Origin of the sequence: Vibrio sp. YQ_11 (genome assembly GCF_043103065.1) — a bacterium.
Lineage (GTDB): Bacteria > Pseudomonadota > Gammaproteobacteria > Enterobacterales > Vibrionaceae > Vibrio > Vibrio parahaemolyticus.
The window spans coordinates 66,669-83,246 of record NZ_JBICJM010000029.1; the positions used below are offsets into that span (position 1 = coordinate 66,669).

Consider the following 16,578-nt stretch of genomic DNA (forward strand, 5'->3'; position numbering starts at 1 on the left):
TTCTCGACTACTAGTAGCCTTCGTCTGGTGGTATCCTTGAGCTAATTCATGCCAAATATCATTAGCATTTCCTGCTAATCACACATTATTTATACGGTATATATTTGGCAAAGCACATCAAAAGGAGTCTTCCGTGTCTGAATTCCATTCTGAAATCAGTACCTTGTCACCTGCTCCACTTTGGCAGTTTTTCGATAAGATTTGTTCCATCCCTCATCCATCTAAGCATGAAGAAGCATTAGCACAGTACATTATCAACTGGGCAACAGAGCAAGGCTTCGATGTTCGCCGAGACCCAACGGGCAACGTATTCATCAAAAAGCCAGCAACGCCTGGGATGGAAAACAAAAAGGGCGTGGTTCTTCAAGCACACATTGACATGGTGCCACAGAAGAATGAAGACACTAACCACGACTTCACAAAAGATCCAATTCAACCGTACATCGATGGTGAGTGGGTAACAGCGAAAGGCACGACGCTTGGTGCAGACAACGGTATTGGTATGGCTTCTTGTCTGGCTGTATTAGCATCTAAAGATATCAAGCATGGGCCAATTGAAGTTCTACTAACAATTGATGAAGAAGCAGGCATGACAGGTGCATTCGGGCTTGAAGCAGGTTGGTTGGAAGGTGATATTCTTCTAAACACAGACTCCGAGCAAGAAGGCGAAGTGTACATGGGCTGCGCTGGTGGTATCGATGGTGCGATGACTTTTGACATCAAACGCGACGCGATCCCTACTGGCTTTGTGGCTCGTCAGCTAACCTTGAAGGGTTTAAAAGGCGGTCACTCTGGTTGTGATATCCACACTGGTCGTGGTAATGCCAACAAACTGCTTGGCCGATTCCTAGCGGGCCATGCACAAGAGTTGGATCTTCGCTTGGTTGAATTCCGTGGTGGTAGTTTGCGTAATGCTATTCCTCGCGAAGCTTTCGTAACAGTTGCTGTTCCTGCTGAAAACCAAGAGAAACTTGCAGAGCTTTTCAACTACTACACTGAGCTATTAAAAGCAGAGCTTGGCAAAGTAGAAACGGGTATTGTGACGTTCAATGAAGAAATCGTAACCGAATCACAAGCTTTCACCGCGGCGGACCAACAACGCTTTATTGCTGCTCTCAACGCATGTCCAAATGGCGTGATGCGCATGAGCGACGAAATTGAAGGTGTGGTTGAAACGTCACTGAACGTTGGCGTTATCACAACAGAAGAGGACAAAGTAACCGTACTTTGCCTAATTCGCTCTTTGATTGATTCTGGCCGCAGCCAAGTAGAGAGCACGCTACGCTCTGTTGCTGAACTCGCAGGAGCACAAGTTGAGTTCTCAGGCGCTTACCCTGGTTGGAAACCAGACGCTGATTCAGAAATCATGGCGATTTTCCGTGATATGTACGAAGGCATTTACGGTCACAAACCAAACATAATGGTTATTCACGCAGGTCTTGAGTGTGGCCTATTTAAAGAACCGTACCCGAACATGGACATGGTTTCTTTCGGCCCAACGATCAAGTTCCCTCACTCTCCTGATGAAAAAGTGAAGATTGATACCGTTCAACTGTTTTGGGATCAAATGGTTGCGCTTCTAGAAGCAATTCCTGAGAAAGCGTAATCCAAACGCGACAACAAAACAAAAAGGGTGCCTCGGCACCCTTTTTTATTGCTATTTATCACGAGAGTATCGCGAATTATGCACGAGTTTGCGCGTACGCTGCTAGCTCATCCATAGAAGTCTTCGCGACCACTTCACCATTGATGTAGTAAGTAACAAACTCACCCTCACGTACACCCATTAATGTCGCTTTTTCGCCGTTGTTGTATGTGATGTTCATCTGAACCGTATTTTCATCGATTTGGTGCATTTGACCTTGCTCGATAACGCGGTTGTTTGTAAGTGGGCCAATCGGCGCTGTTGTAAGCGACTTATCTAGCTGGTGGTTTACATCAATGTAAGTGTCCATCTTAGTATCGAAGATGTGTGGTTTGCCGTTTAGCGGGTTTTTACCAGTCCAGAACTCTAGAGAGTTAAATACGATGTAGTCAGCTGCGATTGCCACACCGTAAACTGGTGCCATAAGCATGTTTAGACCACCACGAGCGTAACGGTTATCTACCGCTTTCAAGTTGAAACCCATAACATAGCCAGTTACCGCGTTGCTGCCAACACAACCTGAAAGTGAAACTGCCACAGCAGTCAATGCGCCAATTTTAGCAATTGCCTTTTTCATCAAAACCTCTAGTTAGAAAGTATTAGGTCGAAAATTCGGCGCGGATATTAGCTTATAAAAACTAGGGATAAAAGACAGAATTTTCCGAAGAAAGCATCTTTATTATTTTTAATACGTGGACATTTATCTAAACAATAAATAACCAATTTAAGATAAGGGTGACGAGATATTCAGCAAATAATAAACGTCACATTTACAACAAACTTTCCACAAAAGGTTATTATTTGCTCTCCTTGATTAAAATAATTTGTCGTATCCTTAATTAGAATGATTAGTGTGATTTTGACGCGATTGTTACATTGTTGCTAACTTATTTGACAGAGATGGTTTATGGCCAGAAGTAAAACAAGCAAAGTATTTGAGCTGCTCGGGCATAAAATACAACCAGGACAGCGTTTAGAAGTAGAATTCGAAGCTGCTCAGCTATACACGCACTCTCCACTTTCTATCCCTGTGGAAATCATTCACGGGAAACAAGAAGGTCCAGTGCTGATGGTGAACGCCGCAATCCATGGTGATGAGCTTAATGGCGTAGAGATCGTTCGTCAGATGATCAACCAGTTAAACCCATTAAAGCTAAAAGGTACGGTTATTGCGGTGCCAATCGTAAACGTATTTGGCTTTATCCATAAGTCTCGTTACTTACCCGATCGCCGCGATCTAAACCGTTGTTTCCCTGGCAGCGAAAAAGGCGCACTCGCCTCGCGTATGGCGTATGGATTCTTCAATAATATAGCGAAACGTTGTGATTACATTTTAGATTTACACACAGGTGCGATTCATCGTACTAATCTACCCCAAATACGCGCTAACCTGAGCAATCCGGAAACACTGCGCATTGCTAAAGCATTTGCCACGCCAGTGATCGTTGACTCTGCATTGCGTGATGGCTCGCTACGTAGCGAAGCCGAGAAGTGTGATATCCCAGTATTGACTTACGAAGCTGGTGAAGCACTTCGCTTTGATCCGCTATCTATCAGTGCTGGTGTTTTAGGCGTTCAACGCGTTATGCAAGCGATCGGTATGTTAAGAGCCAGCCGTAAAAAACTGCCTGAACCTGTTATCGCGAAATCGACCAGCTGGGTTAGAGCGCCAGGCAACGGTATTTTGCGCACGGTGGTGAACCTAGGCGATAAAGTAGAAAAAGGTGAAACCTTAGCTTACATCAGCTCACCCCTCGGTCACGATGAAATAGAGCTAAAAGCACCTAAAAGTGGCTTAGTGATCGGTCAGCAAACGCTGCCATTGGTAAACGAAGGCGATGCCATTTTCCACCTCGCATACTTCAGCCAAAGCGACGATGAAGTAGAACAAGCGGTAGAAAGCTACATTGAAGGATTAACTGAGTTTGACGTCGAACAGGTAACGACGGGACAAATCCCACTCGACACTCAGTCATAATTGCATGCTCTATGATCTCAAAGCCCAGTACCTAGTGCCGGGCTTTTTTTGTTATGTTTACTCACCAATATTATTTATTACAAACACTTAAACACGAAAACTTAACGTTTGTGCTTCGTGTTTAGCTTATTTCAATTCATCTTGTTCACCGCACAATTGCACAGCGTTTTATTTATTCGTATTATGTTTTCTTTTTGCTTGCACACATCTATGAATAAAACACAACTCATTAGCTGTTTGTTGGGACTTGGACTTTCTGCAAATCTCCTCGCTCAAGAATCTGAAAACATCGCTCAATACTTACAAGAACAAAGTCAACAACATTCACTAGAAGATCATTATGCTTCATCTGTTCCAGATGAACTCAACTTGGACGCGCAACGCTCAGAACTCAAATGGCGAGAGGAAGGCAAGCCAGATCATTGTTACCAAACAAAAAATAACGCCGAGGTTACAACAGACTTTGACTATGGTGAGGCCAACGATCTTTCGGATGGCTTACATCATATTGATTTACCGCCTGTGCATACGCGTAATAACAAATCATCTCATCGTGTTTACGCAAACAATCCTCACTTACTGCCTGGCAACCAACAGTTTGCCGCACCTTCCGAAGGCTCTTTTGGCTTCTCGGTTTCTTCTGACTGCTTATGAAAATGAGCCAACAAAAAAGCCCTGAAGAAAACTTCAGGGCTTTTTAGCATTACCGACAGATCGAAACATCAATCGGAATATATGCCATTATTCTTCGTCAGCTTCAGCTTCGCGTGCTTTACGAGCTTCTTCTTTGCGAACTTTTGCCGCAAGTTGCTCTGCTTCACGCTCTTGACGCTGTACAGCTTTACGCTCATTACGAACAACTTGGTTTTCGATGAAGCCCGCAAGCTCTTGTTCAGCCCAAGCTTGTGCTTTTTCTTCGCTGTCAAACCCAGTTTCACGTTTTGAAACCATTGTTTTGCGAGACGTTACTTGACGAGTGATTTCTGCGCTCCAACCGTTACGTTTTTCAGTTACGCGGATAGCAAATTTTGGATTTTTAGACATCTATTTCAGTTCCTAAGGGATTAATCAGGGATTCGGTCAACTTGATAACTCCATCTAAGCTGAGCTGTTTAACACCATCCCTTGGTAAGCGCGGTATTAGAGCATAAATCATTATGATTGGCTGCAAAAATTTTATTTTCCACACTTAAACCACATTGGTTGTAGGCAATAAGTGTACAAGCCCGTTTTCGACTTCGCACTTCCACAATCCCAAAAAAGAAAAGCGCAGATCTTTCGAGCTGCGCTTTGCGTTTGTAAAGTATTAAGACTTAACCGATGTTCTTGCGCGCGTTTTGGAACATACGCATCCAAGCGCCATTTTCACCCCAACCTTCCGGAGCCCAAGAGTTTGCAACTGTGCGGAATACACGCTCTGGGTGAGGCATCATAATGGTTACACGGCCATCTGCGGTAGTCAGACCGGTAATCGCATTTGGCGAGCCGTTCGGGTTGTTCGGGTATCGTTGCGTTGGGTTGCCGTTATTATCAACGTAACGTAGCGCGACAGTACCTGACGCTTCAATTGCGTTTAGGTGCTCACCGTCACGTACTTCGACACGACCTTCACCGTGAGAAACCGCGATAGGCATACGTGAGCCAGCCATGCCGTCGAAGAACACAGAATCAGACTTCTGTACTTCAACCAGGCTAAAGCGTGCTTCAAAACGCTCAGATTCGTTGCGAACAAAACGTGGCCACAAGTCTGCACCCGGGATAAGCTCTTTCAGGTTAGAAAGCATCTGACAACCGTTACAAACACCTAGAGAGAATGTCTCTTCACGGTTGAAGAACGCTTGGAACTGCTCACGAGCTTGTGCGTTAAACAGGATAGACTTCGCCCAACCTTCACCCGCACCTAGCACGTCACCGTAAGAGAAACCACCACAAGCTACCAGACCTTGGTATTCATCAAGTACCGCTTGGCCTGTCAGAATGTCGCTCATGTGGATGTCGGTTGCTTCAAAGCCCGCACGGTCAAAGGCTGCTGCCATTTCAACGTGAGAGTTAACACCTTGTTCACGAAGAATCGCCATCTTAGGTTTCGCGCCTTTCGCAATGTAAGGGGCTGCGATATCTTCATTCACATCAAAGCTTAGAGATACGTTCAGACCTGGGTCTGAGTTGTCTTTCTTCGCTTCAAATTCTTGGTCTGCACATGCAGGGTTATCACGTAGCGCCTGCATTTTATGCGTAGTTTCTGCCCAGATAACACGTAGTTCGGTACGTGAACGCTTAAGCACAACATCATCACCAGAAGTGATAACAAAGTCGTCTGATGCTTCAACAGAACCAATTACATGTGAACATGACTCTAAGCCGTTTGCTGCTAGCGTAGATAGAACTGAATCCAGATCCTCGTTCTTAACCTGAACAACCGCACCTAGCTCTTCGTTAAATAGAACCGCCAGCGCATCTTCACCCAGCTCTGCGATGTTCGCTTTTACGCCACAGTGACCCGCGAACGCCATCTCAGCCAACGTTACAAATAGACCGCCGTCACCTTTATCGTGGTAAGCAAGCAGCTTGTCGTTACGTACGAGATTTTGCATTGCATCGAAGAAGCCTTTTAGTTGCTCTGCGTTGTCTACATCTGCTGGCTTATCACCCAGCTGCTTGTAAACCTGTGCCAGTGCTGTTGCACCCAAACGGTTTTTGCCGTTACCCAGATCAACAAGAACAAGTGAAGTGTCACCTAGCCCTTCCAAGGTATCAGATGTGCGTAGCTGAGGCGTTACTGTCTTACGCACGTCTTCAACACGGCCAAACGCAGTGATTACTAGCGATAGTGGAGAAGTCACTTCTTTGCTCTCGCCATTTTCTTCCCACTTGGTCTTCATCGACATTGAGTCTTTACCAACAGGGATAGTCAAACCTAGCGCCGGACAAAGCTCTTCACCCACAGCTTTCACTGCTTCGTAAAGACCTGCATCTTCACCTGGGTGACCTGCTGGAGACATCCAGTTCGCAGACAGTTTGATACGCTTGATATCACCAATGTCAGTCGCAGCGATGTTAGTCAGAGATTCACCAACCGCCAGACGAGCAGATGCTCCGAAGTCTAGCAGAGCAACCGGAGTGCGCTCACCCATCGACATCGCTTCACCGTGGTATGTGTCGTAACTTGCCGCCGTAACTGCACAGTTCGCTACAGGCACCTGCCAAGGACCAACCATCTGATCACGAGCAACCAGACCCGTTACCGAGCGGTCACCGATCGTGATCAGGAACGTTTTCTCAGCAACCGTTGGTAGGCGAAGTACGCGGTCTGCTGCTTCATCGATTTCAATACCGTCACGTGCAATCGCTGGGCTATCTACTTTCAATGTTGTTGCTTCACGGTGCATCTTCGGTGTTTTACCAAGCAAGATATCCATTGGCATATCAATTGGCGTGTTATCGAAGTGGGAGTCTTCTAGTGTCAGGTGACGTTCTTCTGTTGCAACACCCACAACTGCATAAGGTGCACGCTCGCGCTTACAGATCGCATCGAACGCTTCCATGTTTTCTGGTGCTACTGCAAGAACATAACGCTCCTGAGATTCGTTACACCAGATTTCCAGAGGACTCATGCTCAATTCATCATTTGGTACATCACGTAGCTGGAACTTACCGCCACGCTCGCCGTCGTCACAAAGCTCAGGAAGTGCGTTAGAGATACCGCCCGCACCCACATCGTGGATAAATGCGATTGGGTTCTCTTCACCTAGCTGCCAACAACGGTCGATCACTTCCTGACAACGACGCTCCATCTCTGGGTTTTCACGCTGTACTGAAGCAAAGTCTAGGTCTTCAGCTGACTGACCTGACGCCATTGAAGACGCCGCACCGCCACCAAGACCGATGTTCATTGCAGGACCACCAAGTACGATTAGGCTCGCACCCACTGGGATCTCTTTCTTCTGCACGTGCTGGTCACGAATGTTACCCATACCACCAGCAATCATGATTGGCTTGTGGTAACCACGAATTTCTTCACCCGCGTGAGAAGTCACTTTCTCTTCGTAGGTACGGAAGTAACCCAATAGGTTTGGACGACCAAATTCATTGTTGAACGCCGCACCGCCTAGAGGGCCTTCAAGCATGATGTCCAGTGCGTTTACGATACGACCCGGCTTACCGAAGTCCGTTTCCCAAGGCTGTTCAAAACCAGGAATACGCAAGTTAGACGTTGTAAAACCAACCAGACCCGCTTTTGGCTTACCACCGATACCGGTCGCGCCTTCGTCACGGATTTCACCACCAGAACCGGTTGATGCACCTGGCCAAGGAGAGATTGCCGTTGGGTGGTTGTGCGTCTCTACCTTCATCAAGATGTGCGCATCTTCATGGTGGTAAGTGTATTGACGAGATTTCGGATCTGGGAAGAAACGACCCACTTTAGAGCCCGTCATTACCGCTGCGTTATCTTTGTAAGCAGACAGAACGTGGTCTGGTGTCGTTTCGAATGTGTTTTTGATCATCTTAAACAGAGACTTCTCTTGGTCGACACCATCGATAGTCCAGTCTGCATTAAAGATCTTATGACGACAGTGCTCTGAATTCGCCTGAGCAAACATCATCAGCTCGATGTCGTTAGGGTTACGACCTAACTTAGTGAAATTCTCCACCAAGTAATCAATTTCATCTTCTGCGAGTGCCAAACCAAGGGAAACGTTTGCTTCTTCAAGCGCAAGACGACCGCCCGCTAAGATATCAACATGCGCCACAGGCTTTGGCTCTGCGACTGTAAACAGCGCTGACGCGGCTTCAAGTTCTGTGAACACCGTTTCCATCATGCGGTCATGAATTAACGCTTTGACAGCGTCAACTTGAGCTTCTGATAGAACAACTGAAGATTCTACGTAGTAAGCCGTTCCGCGTTCCAGACGCTTAACAGTGTCCAGACCACAGTTAATAGCGATATCGGTAGATTTAGAAGACCAAGGCGAGATAGTGCCTGGACGAGGCGTAACAAGAAGTAGAAGACCTTCTGGCTCATGCTCTTCAATTGTTGGGCCGTAAGTTAGTAACTTTTCAAGTTTTTCTAACTCTTGGTCATCAAGGTCAGACTTTAGATCTGCAAAATGCATAAACTCGGCATAGATGCCAGTTACAGGCAGATCTTGTTCACGACAAAGTTCCAGTAGTTTATTTACACGAAACTCAGAAAGAGCTGGGGAGCCACGCAAAATTCTCATGTGCTTAGGTCTCTTATGCAATTGATTAAGGTGATATTGGAATAAATTCAGACACTTAACTTAATCTTTATCGAACCTATGCCGATTCCACCTCGTCATTGCGAGCGCATTATATAGCAATTGTTTTTGTGATGTAACATCAAAAGCAACCGTTTGCGTCATTTTTTTTGTCAAATTTGAGTTGTAGCCGAAATGTCGATAAAACACACAATGTCGCACTCTATCTGTCCGATTCGCTTTGCCCCATCTCCACGCTTTGATATAAAGACCACTAGAAATTTTCTGAGATGTACCGATCAATGCAAATACGCCACTTCAACCGACTCAAGCGCAGCGTCCTACTTTTTGCTTCTGTGCTACTACTTTCTGCCTGCCAAATTGAGTCGCAGCCGAAAAGTGAATTCGAGAAAATCCAAGAGCGCGGAGTGCTACGCGTTGGCACGCTCAACAACCAACTCTCGTACTACATTGGTCCTGATGGCCCTGCGGGTTTGGATTATGAGCTGGCGCGTAAATTTGCAGAAGAGTTGGGCGTAAAGCTAGAAATCAAACCCGCTTTCAGACAAGCCGACCTTTTCCCAGCCTTAAAGAAAGGCGACATCGATATTATTGCTACGGGGCTTAATCAAACCTCACAAGCCGTCAAACGTTTTAGACCTGGCCCTGCTTATTATTATGTTAGCCAGCAAGTGGTCTACAAAAAGGGCCAGCTTCGTCCTCGTGATATTGAGCAGCTTATCGAGTATCAAGCATCCAAGGACAGTCAATCAGAAGAAGACGTGAATGCTGGCGCGCAAACATTGAAAATTGTCGAACAGTCACAATATGTTCCGACACTGACGGCATTGAAAAAGCAGTATCCTGAATTGCAGTTTGAAATCGTGGGCGATGCTGACACTCGCGATTTACTGAAACATGTATCGACTGGAGAACTGCGTTTCACCGTCACTGATTCCGTAGAGCTGTCTCTCGCGCAACGCCTGTATCCAGATTTAGCGCTTGCTTTTGAGCTCACCGAAGATCAACCAGTATCATGGTTTACTCGCCGCTCAGAGGATGAGAGCTTGTATGCGATGCTGATTGAGTTTTTCGGCAATATCAAACAATCTGGCGAGCTAGCTTCTCTTGAAGAGAAGTACATTGGCCATATTGAAGCGTTTGACTACGTGGACACGCGTGCCTTTATTCGTGCTCTTGATGATAAGTTGCCGAGATGGGCTCCGCTGTTCCAAAAATACAGCGAAGAGTTTGATTGGCGTTTAATCGCGGCTTTGGCCTACCAAGAATCTCATTGGAAACCAAAAGCAAAATCGCCTACGGGTGTTCGTGGCATGATGATGCTGACTTTACCAACTGCGAAAAGTGTTGGTGTAACCGATCGTCTAAACCCAGAGCAATCTGTTCGTGGTGGTGTGGAATACCTGCGTCGCATTGTCGCTCGCGTACCTGATACGATTAACGAACATGAAAAAATTTGGTTTGCATTGGCATCGTACAATATTGGTTATGGCCACATGATGGACGCGCGTCGATTAACCAAGGCACAAGGTGGCGATCCAAACGCATGGGCGGATGTAAAAGACCGACTGCCGCTGTTACGACAAAAGCGTTACTACAGCCAAACCCGTTATGGCTACGCTCGTGGAGACGAGGCGCGTAATTACGTTGAAAATATTCGACGCTACTACCAATCAATCATTGGGCATGTCAGTCAAAAGCCTTCCATTGATGAAGATACGGATGATCTACAGGTTATCCCACCACTAAATCCAGAGTTGCTTATTTCTGGTGCGGTGGAAACCATTGCAGAAGAAGTGTCTGGAGCCTCTGATGTCACCAATGACGTCGATGAAGATTTAGACCAAGAAGAAGAATAAACACGCAAAAAGACGAGTGTGAAGCTCGTCTTTTTTGTTGAGTCCAAGGTAGAACTTATCTAAAATCCGATGTTCCGAACCAGACCGGTCATCATAGTAAGTGCATATAAACGTGATTGGTCAACACCTTGCCGCAGCGTCCATACCCATTAATTGATGCCTGCGGAATAAATCGGTTCGGTTGGTTTCCCTCTCTCCTAATTTGAAGTGACTCCATCACTAGAATGTCATCCACAAGGCAAAGTAGATGCGGCCGTGCGCTGTATCGCGAGAGGGTGTTTGTAGTCTTGTCTGCAGGAGGTTCGGATATGAGAAGACGTAGAGTGCAGTCAAAGCGTTTGAATAAGACAGTGGCTGCGATTCGCCGCAAGCGAAAGCTGACAACGATGAAAAAGAAAGTCAGTTCACGCAATCGTGTATTCGTTCACTTAGTAAATCACTAAGAACTTAAAGCAAACATCTACACACCCGTAGATGTTTGCTGAACACAACTCACCAACTTAATCTTCTTGCTTACCTGCTAATACTTTTTTCTCTTGTTTCTTAGCCTTAATTTCTTTGCGACGACGCTTGAAAAAGGCCTGCAACTGCTCACGGCACTCATCCTCTAACAGCCCTTTTTCGACCGTTGCGTAATGGTAAGCCGCTTGGCTCTCAAACAAGTTCAATACCGTACCAGCCGCGCCAGCTTTAAGATCTGGCGCGCCAAATACCACGCGTTTCACTCTGCTGTGCAACAGTGCTCCTGCGCACATCGGGCAAGGCTCTAGTGTGACATAGAGAGTGGTGTCTAATAGTCGATAGTTTTCTAACACAGCCCCTGCGTTACGTAGAGTCTGAATCTCCGCATGTGCTGTTGCATCATGAGAGCAGATAGAGCGGTTCCAGCCTTCTGCAATCACTTCTCCATCTTTAACTAATACCGCTCCCACAGGCACCTCTCCTTCCAATTCAGCTTGTTCAGCTAATGCAAGTGCTCGGCGCATAAAAATTTCGTCTTGTGGGGTAAATTGATGCTCAGACAAAAGGGCTCCAGAAAGGAAGGTAACTATGAATAGCGAAATATTACCACCAACATCGCTTTCACTACAGCAGGACATAAGTTTTGGAGATGCGCCTCTTTCGTAATAGCACCTCAAAACAAAAAAGCGCAGACCTTTCGACCTGCGCTTTTCTCTAATATTCGATCATTTACATCGTGTATGTGTACGGTGCTTGAATACCTAGTGGGATACCTACCATCCAGTAAAGAACTAGGAAGATTGACCAACCAATCAACATAGCAATCGAGAATGGCATCATCAGTGACGCAAGTGTACCAATGCCTGTCGACTTCACGTAACGTTGACAGTAAACCACTACAAGAGGGAAGAATACCATCAGAGGCGAAATGATGTTCGATACTGAGTCACCCACACGGTAAGCCGCCTGAGATAGTTCAGGAGAAATACCTACCGCCATTAGCATTGGAACTAGGATTGGACCAATCAAAGCCCATTTCGCAGAAGCGGAACCGATAAGTAGGTTTACAGCCGCTGTTAGCAAGATCATACCAATGATGGTTGCTTCACCTGGTAGGTTCATCGCTTTTAAGCCTTCAGCACCATACAACGCTAGCATCGTACCGATGTTTGACTGAGCAAATGCAGATAGGAACTGAGCACAGAAGAACGACATGACAATGTATGCGCCCATGGTCGACATGGTGTCCGCCATCGCTTTGATGATGTCGTTACTTGTCTTAAAGGTGCCAGATACTTTGCCGTAAACGTAACCAGGGATGATAAATAGAATGAAGATCAGTGGAACAATCGACTTCATGATAGGCGCAGAAAACGCCGTAATTTCGCCTTCAGGAGAACGAAGTGCCGAGTTCTCAGGCAATAACGCGGCAACAAGAAGTGCGATACCCGCCATCATAGCCCAGCCAGCGTAGCGGAATGCTTTTGATTCCAACTCAGTGAAAGAGCCTAAGTTTGGTGCCGTTTCTGCATCTTCATCAATTGGCATCTTTGCTAGACGTGGCTCAATGATTTTCTCAGTCACGTACCAACCGATAGCAACGATGATCACTGAAGATAGACCAGTGAAGAAGATGTTTGCTAGAGGGTTAACCACGTATTCAGGATCAAGAACCTGTGCTGCTGTTTGTGTGAAACCAGCGAGCAATGGGTCAATACCTGAAGGAATGAAGTTTGCGGAGAAACCACCAGACACACCAGCAAATGCCGCTGCGATACCAGCTAGAGGGTGACGACCAGCGGCATGGAAAATGATACCACCTAGAGGAATAACCAAAACGTAGCCCGCATCAGCCGCGGTATGCGAGATGATTGCGACAAGAATAAGCATTGGTGTAAGTAGCTTCGCTGGAGTGAAGTTCAGCATCTTCTTAAGGCCCGTCGTGATAAAACCAGAAGAATCCGCAACACCTACACCCAACATTGCAACTAATACGATGCCTAGAGGTGCAAAACCAGTAAACGTAGTGACCATGTTAGCAAGGAAACTTGCTAGAGCTTCACCCGTAAGTAAGTTAGTAATGGTAAGAGCTTCGCCCGTTCGAGGGTTTGGAAGGTCGAAAGTCACATTCGACAAAAGTGCAGACGCAGCCCAAGTAATGATCAGTGCCCAGAAAAACAAAATCGCAGGATCAGGAATTTTATTACCTGCACGCTCGATAAAGTTTAGAAAGCGATCCATCCCGCTCGGCTTCGATGATGGTGCCTTATTTACAGCTTGGTTACTCATGGTAACTCCATATGAATGATGTTGGTGCCAAGGCCTATTTGAATAATTATAACGGCCTATTATCAACACAGCATTCTAGTAAATAAGGATAGGGAAAGCACAAGGTTCTATGATTTTTTCCATAATTGGAGACATATTTTGCAAAAACGCCACTCCAATTAAACATAATAAAAACAGTAGCACATCAACCGCATTAACAGTTCGAAAACCATTCATTAACTGAGACAAACCCGGCATCAAAAAGAAATTATCCACGACTTTGTCTCAAGCCATGTATGCAATTGAACTTAGTTTTCGAATTCACTGTACTGTGAAATCATAGTTTTCAACTGAACTGATTGCGTTTGTCCCACTCTATCTTTCCAACTGGTCGTAATAGCAATGGTTTTAAGAGATCCAGACACAGTAGCCGACGGCACAACCCACTCCACTGTATACGCACCAGTAGCGGAAGATCCTGTTGCAATAGAGGCAAAGCTAGCCGTAGAGATCGTCGAAAGCGCATCCGATGCTCCACGCGTACGGAACCATTCCAATTTATTTTCAGCAAGACGCAACGCTTCAATACTTTCTATCGCATAGTCGGATTCTTGTTCGAGATACACGTTTAGCTTTGTTAAACCTAGAGCCCCGACACCGATAAGCAAAAAAGAAATTAGAACCTCAAGAAGGTTAAAACCTTTTTGTTTAGAGATCATTCCAAGAGCCCTTTTTCCATTTAATTTTCTTGTGATCATTGGGTACAGATGTTGAATCAAACTCCAGGTTAACTGCAGCACCAAAGACACTTAACCCACCAGGGGTGTCGAAAACATATCCACCTACAGGCTTAAAAGCGCCACGGGAAAAAAAAGTAAGTTTCTTTATTTCGTCTGTAGAGAGTCCTCCTATAAATGGAGTGACTGAGACATCCGATGTCCATCTTGCGGTCATGTCACTAACTGTAGAAGTAAACAATTGGTAAACAGTTCCGGGAAAAGAGTCAGCACCATTAACCGACAATAATCCATTCTCGATAACAAGAAGCTTAGGGCTAGCATTGAGACTGGTTCCTATACCAGTTTCTAGGTCACAATCACCAACCACCCAAACTTTGTCGCTCACAGAAAACGCACTGACAATTCTATCAACACAAGATTGAGCTGTTGACGAGCTGCTTGCCACACTCCCACCAATCACCACAAATCCATTTTTTATTTGAGTTAATTGGGAGCGAGGGTAACCAAAAAAAGCTTCAAAAGGGTCAAGGTTTGGGTCATGAACAAAATCATGCTCAAACATCTTTTCGTCGCCAATATAATTTTGATTGTTACCAATGACTTTCACTTTGTAGTCGTTTATGCCACCAGAATCATCACAGTTAGAGTCACCAGAAACGCATAACCCTGAGCGTGCAGTATTAGTCATATGAGATGAACTACACGTTTTTCCAGAAGGGTGTGTAGTAACAAAAGCGCCCTCCATTGCTACTGATGTCATAAATCGGACAGACACACAAATATCCGGTTCGACAAATTCAGGCGTAAAAAGATAGGAGCCCATTAACTTCAAATCAGATCGGGCTTGTATAGCTCCGCTTGGTCTACCAACCACTTCAATACTTTTGAAGGTCTCAACTCGGTTATTTACGCTTGAAGATAGCTCGTAGAATTTGGGATCCACCAAAGATTGAGTTGCGACAACAGTACTTTGTAAACAACTAGAGTAGTCTTGCGTATTTGGTGTGATCGACATATCCGCTTTATTTATCGCGTAGCCACACTCCAATCCCCCCTCTGCACGCCAATACTCTTGTCGTGCTTCAATTTGATTGTTGGCTCGTTTAATTTGGTAAAAGAGGGATTTATAGCTACCGAGAGACATCATTAATGCCGCAACTAGCAATACGCTCACAACTAATAACGCAGCTGCACCTTGTTGTTTCTTCATTACTGCCAGTTCCTTTGCATTGCAGTAAACGACTGCTGCGTGCGAATATCAGTCGCGTCTTTCAATTCGGTTCCCAATGTAATAGTCACCAGTGCACTTTTTGCATCAGTGCTTTCTAGCAATTCACTAGTCAGGTCAAATCGATTAACGTGAATAACTTTTTTATCAAAGAGAGTGTTACATGAGCCTGTGCCTGCAAGGTTGACCACGTCATTAACATCCCATATCGTTATTTGCTTTTTTTCACACACAAATAGCGACTCTGGCGTGTTAACTCGTTGCTCATAAGCCACGTTTTTATACAAAGGAGCAGAGCCAGAAGCACCTATGTAATAGACGTAAGCAATTAGCCCTCTATCAACATCATCAAGAGTGTAAATTGTGTTCGCTGAGCCCGATATTTTTATAGAATGACCATCGTTACCGTCAAAACCAGCACGCTGAATGTCACTCTTGAGCATCTGCACGACACTTGCAGAGTTCTGTAACAACATTAACTCTTTCGAACGTTCCATTATCACTCGTTGACCACTCACATAGATTGACCCCACTGTCGCTAGAGAAATAAGCCCAAGTGCAGATGCGATCATAAACTCAACAAGGCTCGCCCCTTTTTGTTTAAACATAGCCATCCTTAAGAGCAAGTTGAATAACCGTAATATTCTGTGCCGCTGTTATCACTACATACTCTTACGCGGGCTGATAAAGTATGAGAAATGAGTTTTAAGGCTTTTGATGATTCACCAACAGGATAAAACTTCAAGTTTCCTGATGATGGTCGCCCATGGACATCGTCGAAGCTGATTTGATCGGAAGCATAGCTCGGGGTAACGACAATACCGTCATACGGCTTACCTGATAAAGAGAACAACACAGTTCCAGCCCCCTCAGCCGCGTTGTCTGTCAAATCAATACGCCAGTTTCCGTCACTGGATGAACTCCCAGACATGATGATGTGCGCCCAGAGTCTTTCGCGCCGTAATACTGCTTCAGACTTACCTTCAATAACAAAGCCATGTAATTCATTAGCTAAACGCTGCATTTTATTGGTTTCAAAGACATTCTTGAAAGATGGTGCAGCTGTAGCCAATAAAGCACTCAGTACAGCAACAGTGATCATAAGTTCCAACAACGTAAACCCGCGAGGCATTTCCCAAATTCCTATGCAAACGGCTA

Annotated in this window: 14 protein-coding genes; 5 read left to right on the forward strand and 9 right to left on the reverse strand. The window is 45.4% G+C overall.

Going from position 1 to position 16,578, the window contains the following annotated elements; genetic code table 11:
- The first annotated feature begins 133 nt into the window (after positions 1 to 133).
- Positions 134 to 1,606, forward strand: a complete 1,473-nt coding sequence (locus ACF8EG_RS12105; RefSeq protein WP_069506755.1) for an aminoacyl-histidine dipeptidase — start codon at positions 134 to 136, stop codon at positions 1,604 to 1,606.
- 76 nt (positions 1,607 to 1,682) lie between these two features.
- Here ACF8EG_RS12105 and ACF8EG_RS12110 read toward each other — a convergent pair whose 3' ends face one another.
- Entirely contained in the window at positions 1,683 to 2,222 is a 540-nt protein-coding gene (locus ACF8EG_RS12110; RefSeq protein WP_005455994.1) for a DUF3332 domain-containing protein, read from the reverse strand.
- 330 nt (positions 2,223 to 2,552) lie between these two features.
- Between ACF8EG_RS12110 and ACF8EG_RS12115 the strand changes: the two genes are divergently transcribed.
- Positions 2,553 to 3,623, forward strand: a complete 1,071-nt coding sequence (locus ACF8EG_RS12115) for a succinylglutamate desuccinylase/aspartoacylase family protein (protein ID WP_005455969.1) — start codon at positions 2,553 to 2,555, stop codon at positions 3,621 to 3,623.
- A gap of 210 nt (positions 3,624 to 3,833) precedes the next feature.
- Positions 3,834 to 4,277, forward strand: coding sequence for a hypothetical protein (locus tag ACF8EG_RS12120; RefSeq protein WP_025442216.1), 444 nt, complete (start codon positions 3,834 to 3,836; stop codon positions 4,275 to 4,277).
- Positions 4,278 to 4,364: 87 nt separating this feature from the next.
- On the opposite strand, the gene ACF8EG_RS12125 is transcribed toward ACF8EG_RS12120, so the two are convergent.
- The gene (locus ACF8EG_RS12125) at positions 4,365 to 4,667 is read right to left on the reverse strand and encodes a DUF3622 domain-containing protein (RefSeq protein ID WP_005455950.1); all 303 of its coding nucleotides are present in this window, start codon (positions 4,665 to 4,667) and stop codon (positions 4,365 to 4,367) included.
- A 269-nt stretch (positions 4,668 to 4,936) separates the two neighbouring features.
- A complete protein-coding gene (gene purL / locus ACF8EG_RS12130; protein ID WP_069506757.1) occupies positions 4,937 to 8,845 on the reverse strand; it encodes a phosphoribosylformylglycinamidine synthase in 3,909 nt (1,302 codons plus the stop codon).
- A gap of 299 nt (positions 8,846 to 9,144) precedes the next feature.
- Between purL and mltF the strand changes: the two genes are divergently transcribed.
- A complete protein-coding gene (gene mltF, locus ACF8EG_RS12135) occupies positions 9,145 to 10,722 on the forward strand; it encodes a membrane-bound lytic murein transglycosylase MltF (RefSeq protein ID WP_025793341.1) in 1,578 nt (525 codons plus the stop codon).
- A gap of 308 nt (positions 10,723 to 11,030) precedes the next feature.
- On the forward strand, positions 11,031 to 11,165 hold the full coding sequence (locus ACF8EG_RS12140; RefSeq protein WP_005488686.1) for a hypothetical protein: 135 nt from the start codon (positions 11,031 to 11,033) through the stop codon (positions 11,163 to 11,165).
- Positions 11,166 to 11,222: 57 nt separating this feature from the next.
- On the opposite strand, the gene tadA is transcribed toward ACF8EG_RS12140, so the two are convergent.
- The 6 genes from tadA to ACF8EG_RS12170 form a co-directional block, all read right to left on the reverse strand.
- Entirely contained in the window at positions 11,223 to 11,747 is a 525-nt protein-coding gene (gene tadA / locus ACF8EG_RS12145) for a tRNA adenosine(34) deaminase TadA (RefSeq protein ID WP_069506760.1), read from the reverse strand.
- A gap of 166 nt (positions 11,748 to 11,913) precedes the next feature.
- Positions 11,914 to 13,473 carry an AbgT family transporter gene (locus ACF8EG_RS12150; protein WP_005483743.1) on the reverse strand — a complete coding sequence of 520 codons (1,560 nt, stop codon included), beginning with the start codon at positions 13,471 to 13,473 and terminating at the stop codon, positions 11,914 to 11,916.
- A 287-nt stretch (positions 13,474 to 13,760) separates the two neighbouring features.
- Complete coding sequence (locus tag ACF8EG_RS12155) at positions 13,761 to 14,171, reverse strand: prepilin-type N-terminal cleavage/methylation domain-containing protein (protein ID WP_069506763.1); 411 nt, start codon at positions 14,169 to 14,171, stop codon at positions 13,761 to 13,763.
- Positions 14,161 to 15,402, reverse strand: a complete 1,242-nt coding sequence (locus ACF8EG_RS12160; protein WP_069506766.1) for a hypothetical protein — start codon at positions 15,400 to 15,402, stop codon at positions 14,161 to 14,163. The genes ACF8EG_RS12155 and ACF8EG_RS12160 overlap by 11 nt, the downstream gene beginning before the upstream one ends.
- Positions 15,402 to 16,028 (reverse strand): PilW family protein, encoded by a 627-nt coding sequence (locus ACF8EG_RS12165; protein WP_069506769.1) that lies wholly within the window; start codon positions 16,026 to 16,028, stop codon positions 15,402 to 15,404. Before ACF8EG_RS12165 ends, ACF8EG_RS12160 begins: the two co-directional genes overlap by 1 nt.
- An 8-nt stretch (positions 16,029 to 16,036) precedes the next feature.
- Entirely contained in the window at positions 16,037 to 16,552 is a 516-nt protein-coding gene (locus ACF8EG_RS12170; RefSeq protein WP_021487286.1) for a GspH/FimT family pseudopilin, read from the reverse strand.
- Positions 16,553 to 16,578 lie beyond the last annotated feature (26 nt).

What these genes read in the sequence shown, in the direction of transcription:
- ACF8EG_RS12110 (WP_005455994.1), bottom strand. Translation starts at nt 2,222, where the DNA reads ATGAAAAAGGCAATTGCTAAAATTGGCGCATTGACTGCTGTGGCAGTT.
- ACF8EG_RS12115 (WP_005455969.1), top strand. Translation starts at nt 2,553, where the DNA reads ATGGCCAGAAGTAAAACAAGCAAAGTATTTGAGCTGCTCGGGCATAAA.
- ACF8EG_RS12120 (WP_025442216.1), top strand. Translation starts at nt 3,834, where the DNA reads ATGAATAAAACACAACTCATTAGCTGTTTGTTGGGACTTGGACTTTCT.
- ACF8EG_RS12125 (WP_005455950.1), bottom strand. Translation starts at nt 4,667, where the DNA reads ATGTCTAAAAATCCAAAATTTGCTATCCGCGTAACTGAAAAACGTAAC.
- purL (WP_069506757.1), bottom strand. Translation starts at nt 8,845, where the DNA reads ATGAGAATTTTGCGTGGCTCCCCAGCTCTTTCTGAGTTTCGTGTAAAT.
- mltF (WP_025793341.1), top strand. Translation starts at nt 9,145, where the DNA reads ATGCAAATACGCCACTTCAACCGACTCAAGCGCAGCGTCCTACTTTTT.
- ACF8EG_RS12140 (WP_005488686.1), top strand. Translation starts at nt 11,031, where the DNA reads ATGAGAAGACGTAGAGTGCAGTCAAAGCGTTTGAATAAGACAGTGGCT.
- ACF8EG_RS12150 (WP_005483743.1), bottom strand. Translation starts at nt 13,473, where the DNA reads ATGAGTAACCAAGCTGTAAATAAGGCACCATCATCGAAGCCGAGCGGG.
- ACF8EG_RS12155 (WP_069506763.1), bottom strand. Translation starts at nt 14,171, where the DNA reads ATGATCTCTAAACAAAAAGGTTTTAACCTTCTTGAGGTTCTAATTTCT.
- ACF8EG_RS12160 (WP_069506766.1), bottom strand. Translation starts at nt 15,402, where the DNA reads ATGAAGAAACAACAAGGTGCAGCTGCGTTATTAGTTGTGAGCGTATTG.
- ACF8EG_RS12165 (WP_069506769.1), bottom strand. Translation starts at nt 16,028, where the DNA reads ATGTTTAAACAAAAAGGGGCGAGCCTTGTTGAGTTTATGATCGCATCT.
- ACF8EG_RS12170 (WP_021487286.1), bottom strand. Translation starts at nt 16,552, where the DNA reads ATGCCTCGCGGGTTTACGTTGTTGGAACTTATGATCACTGTTGCTGTA.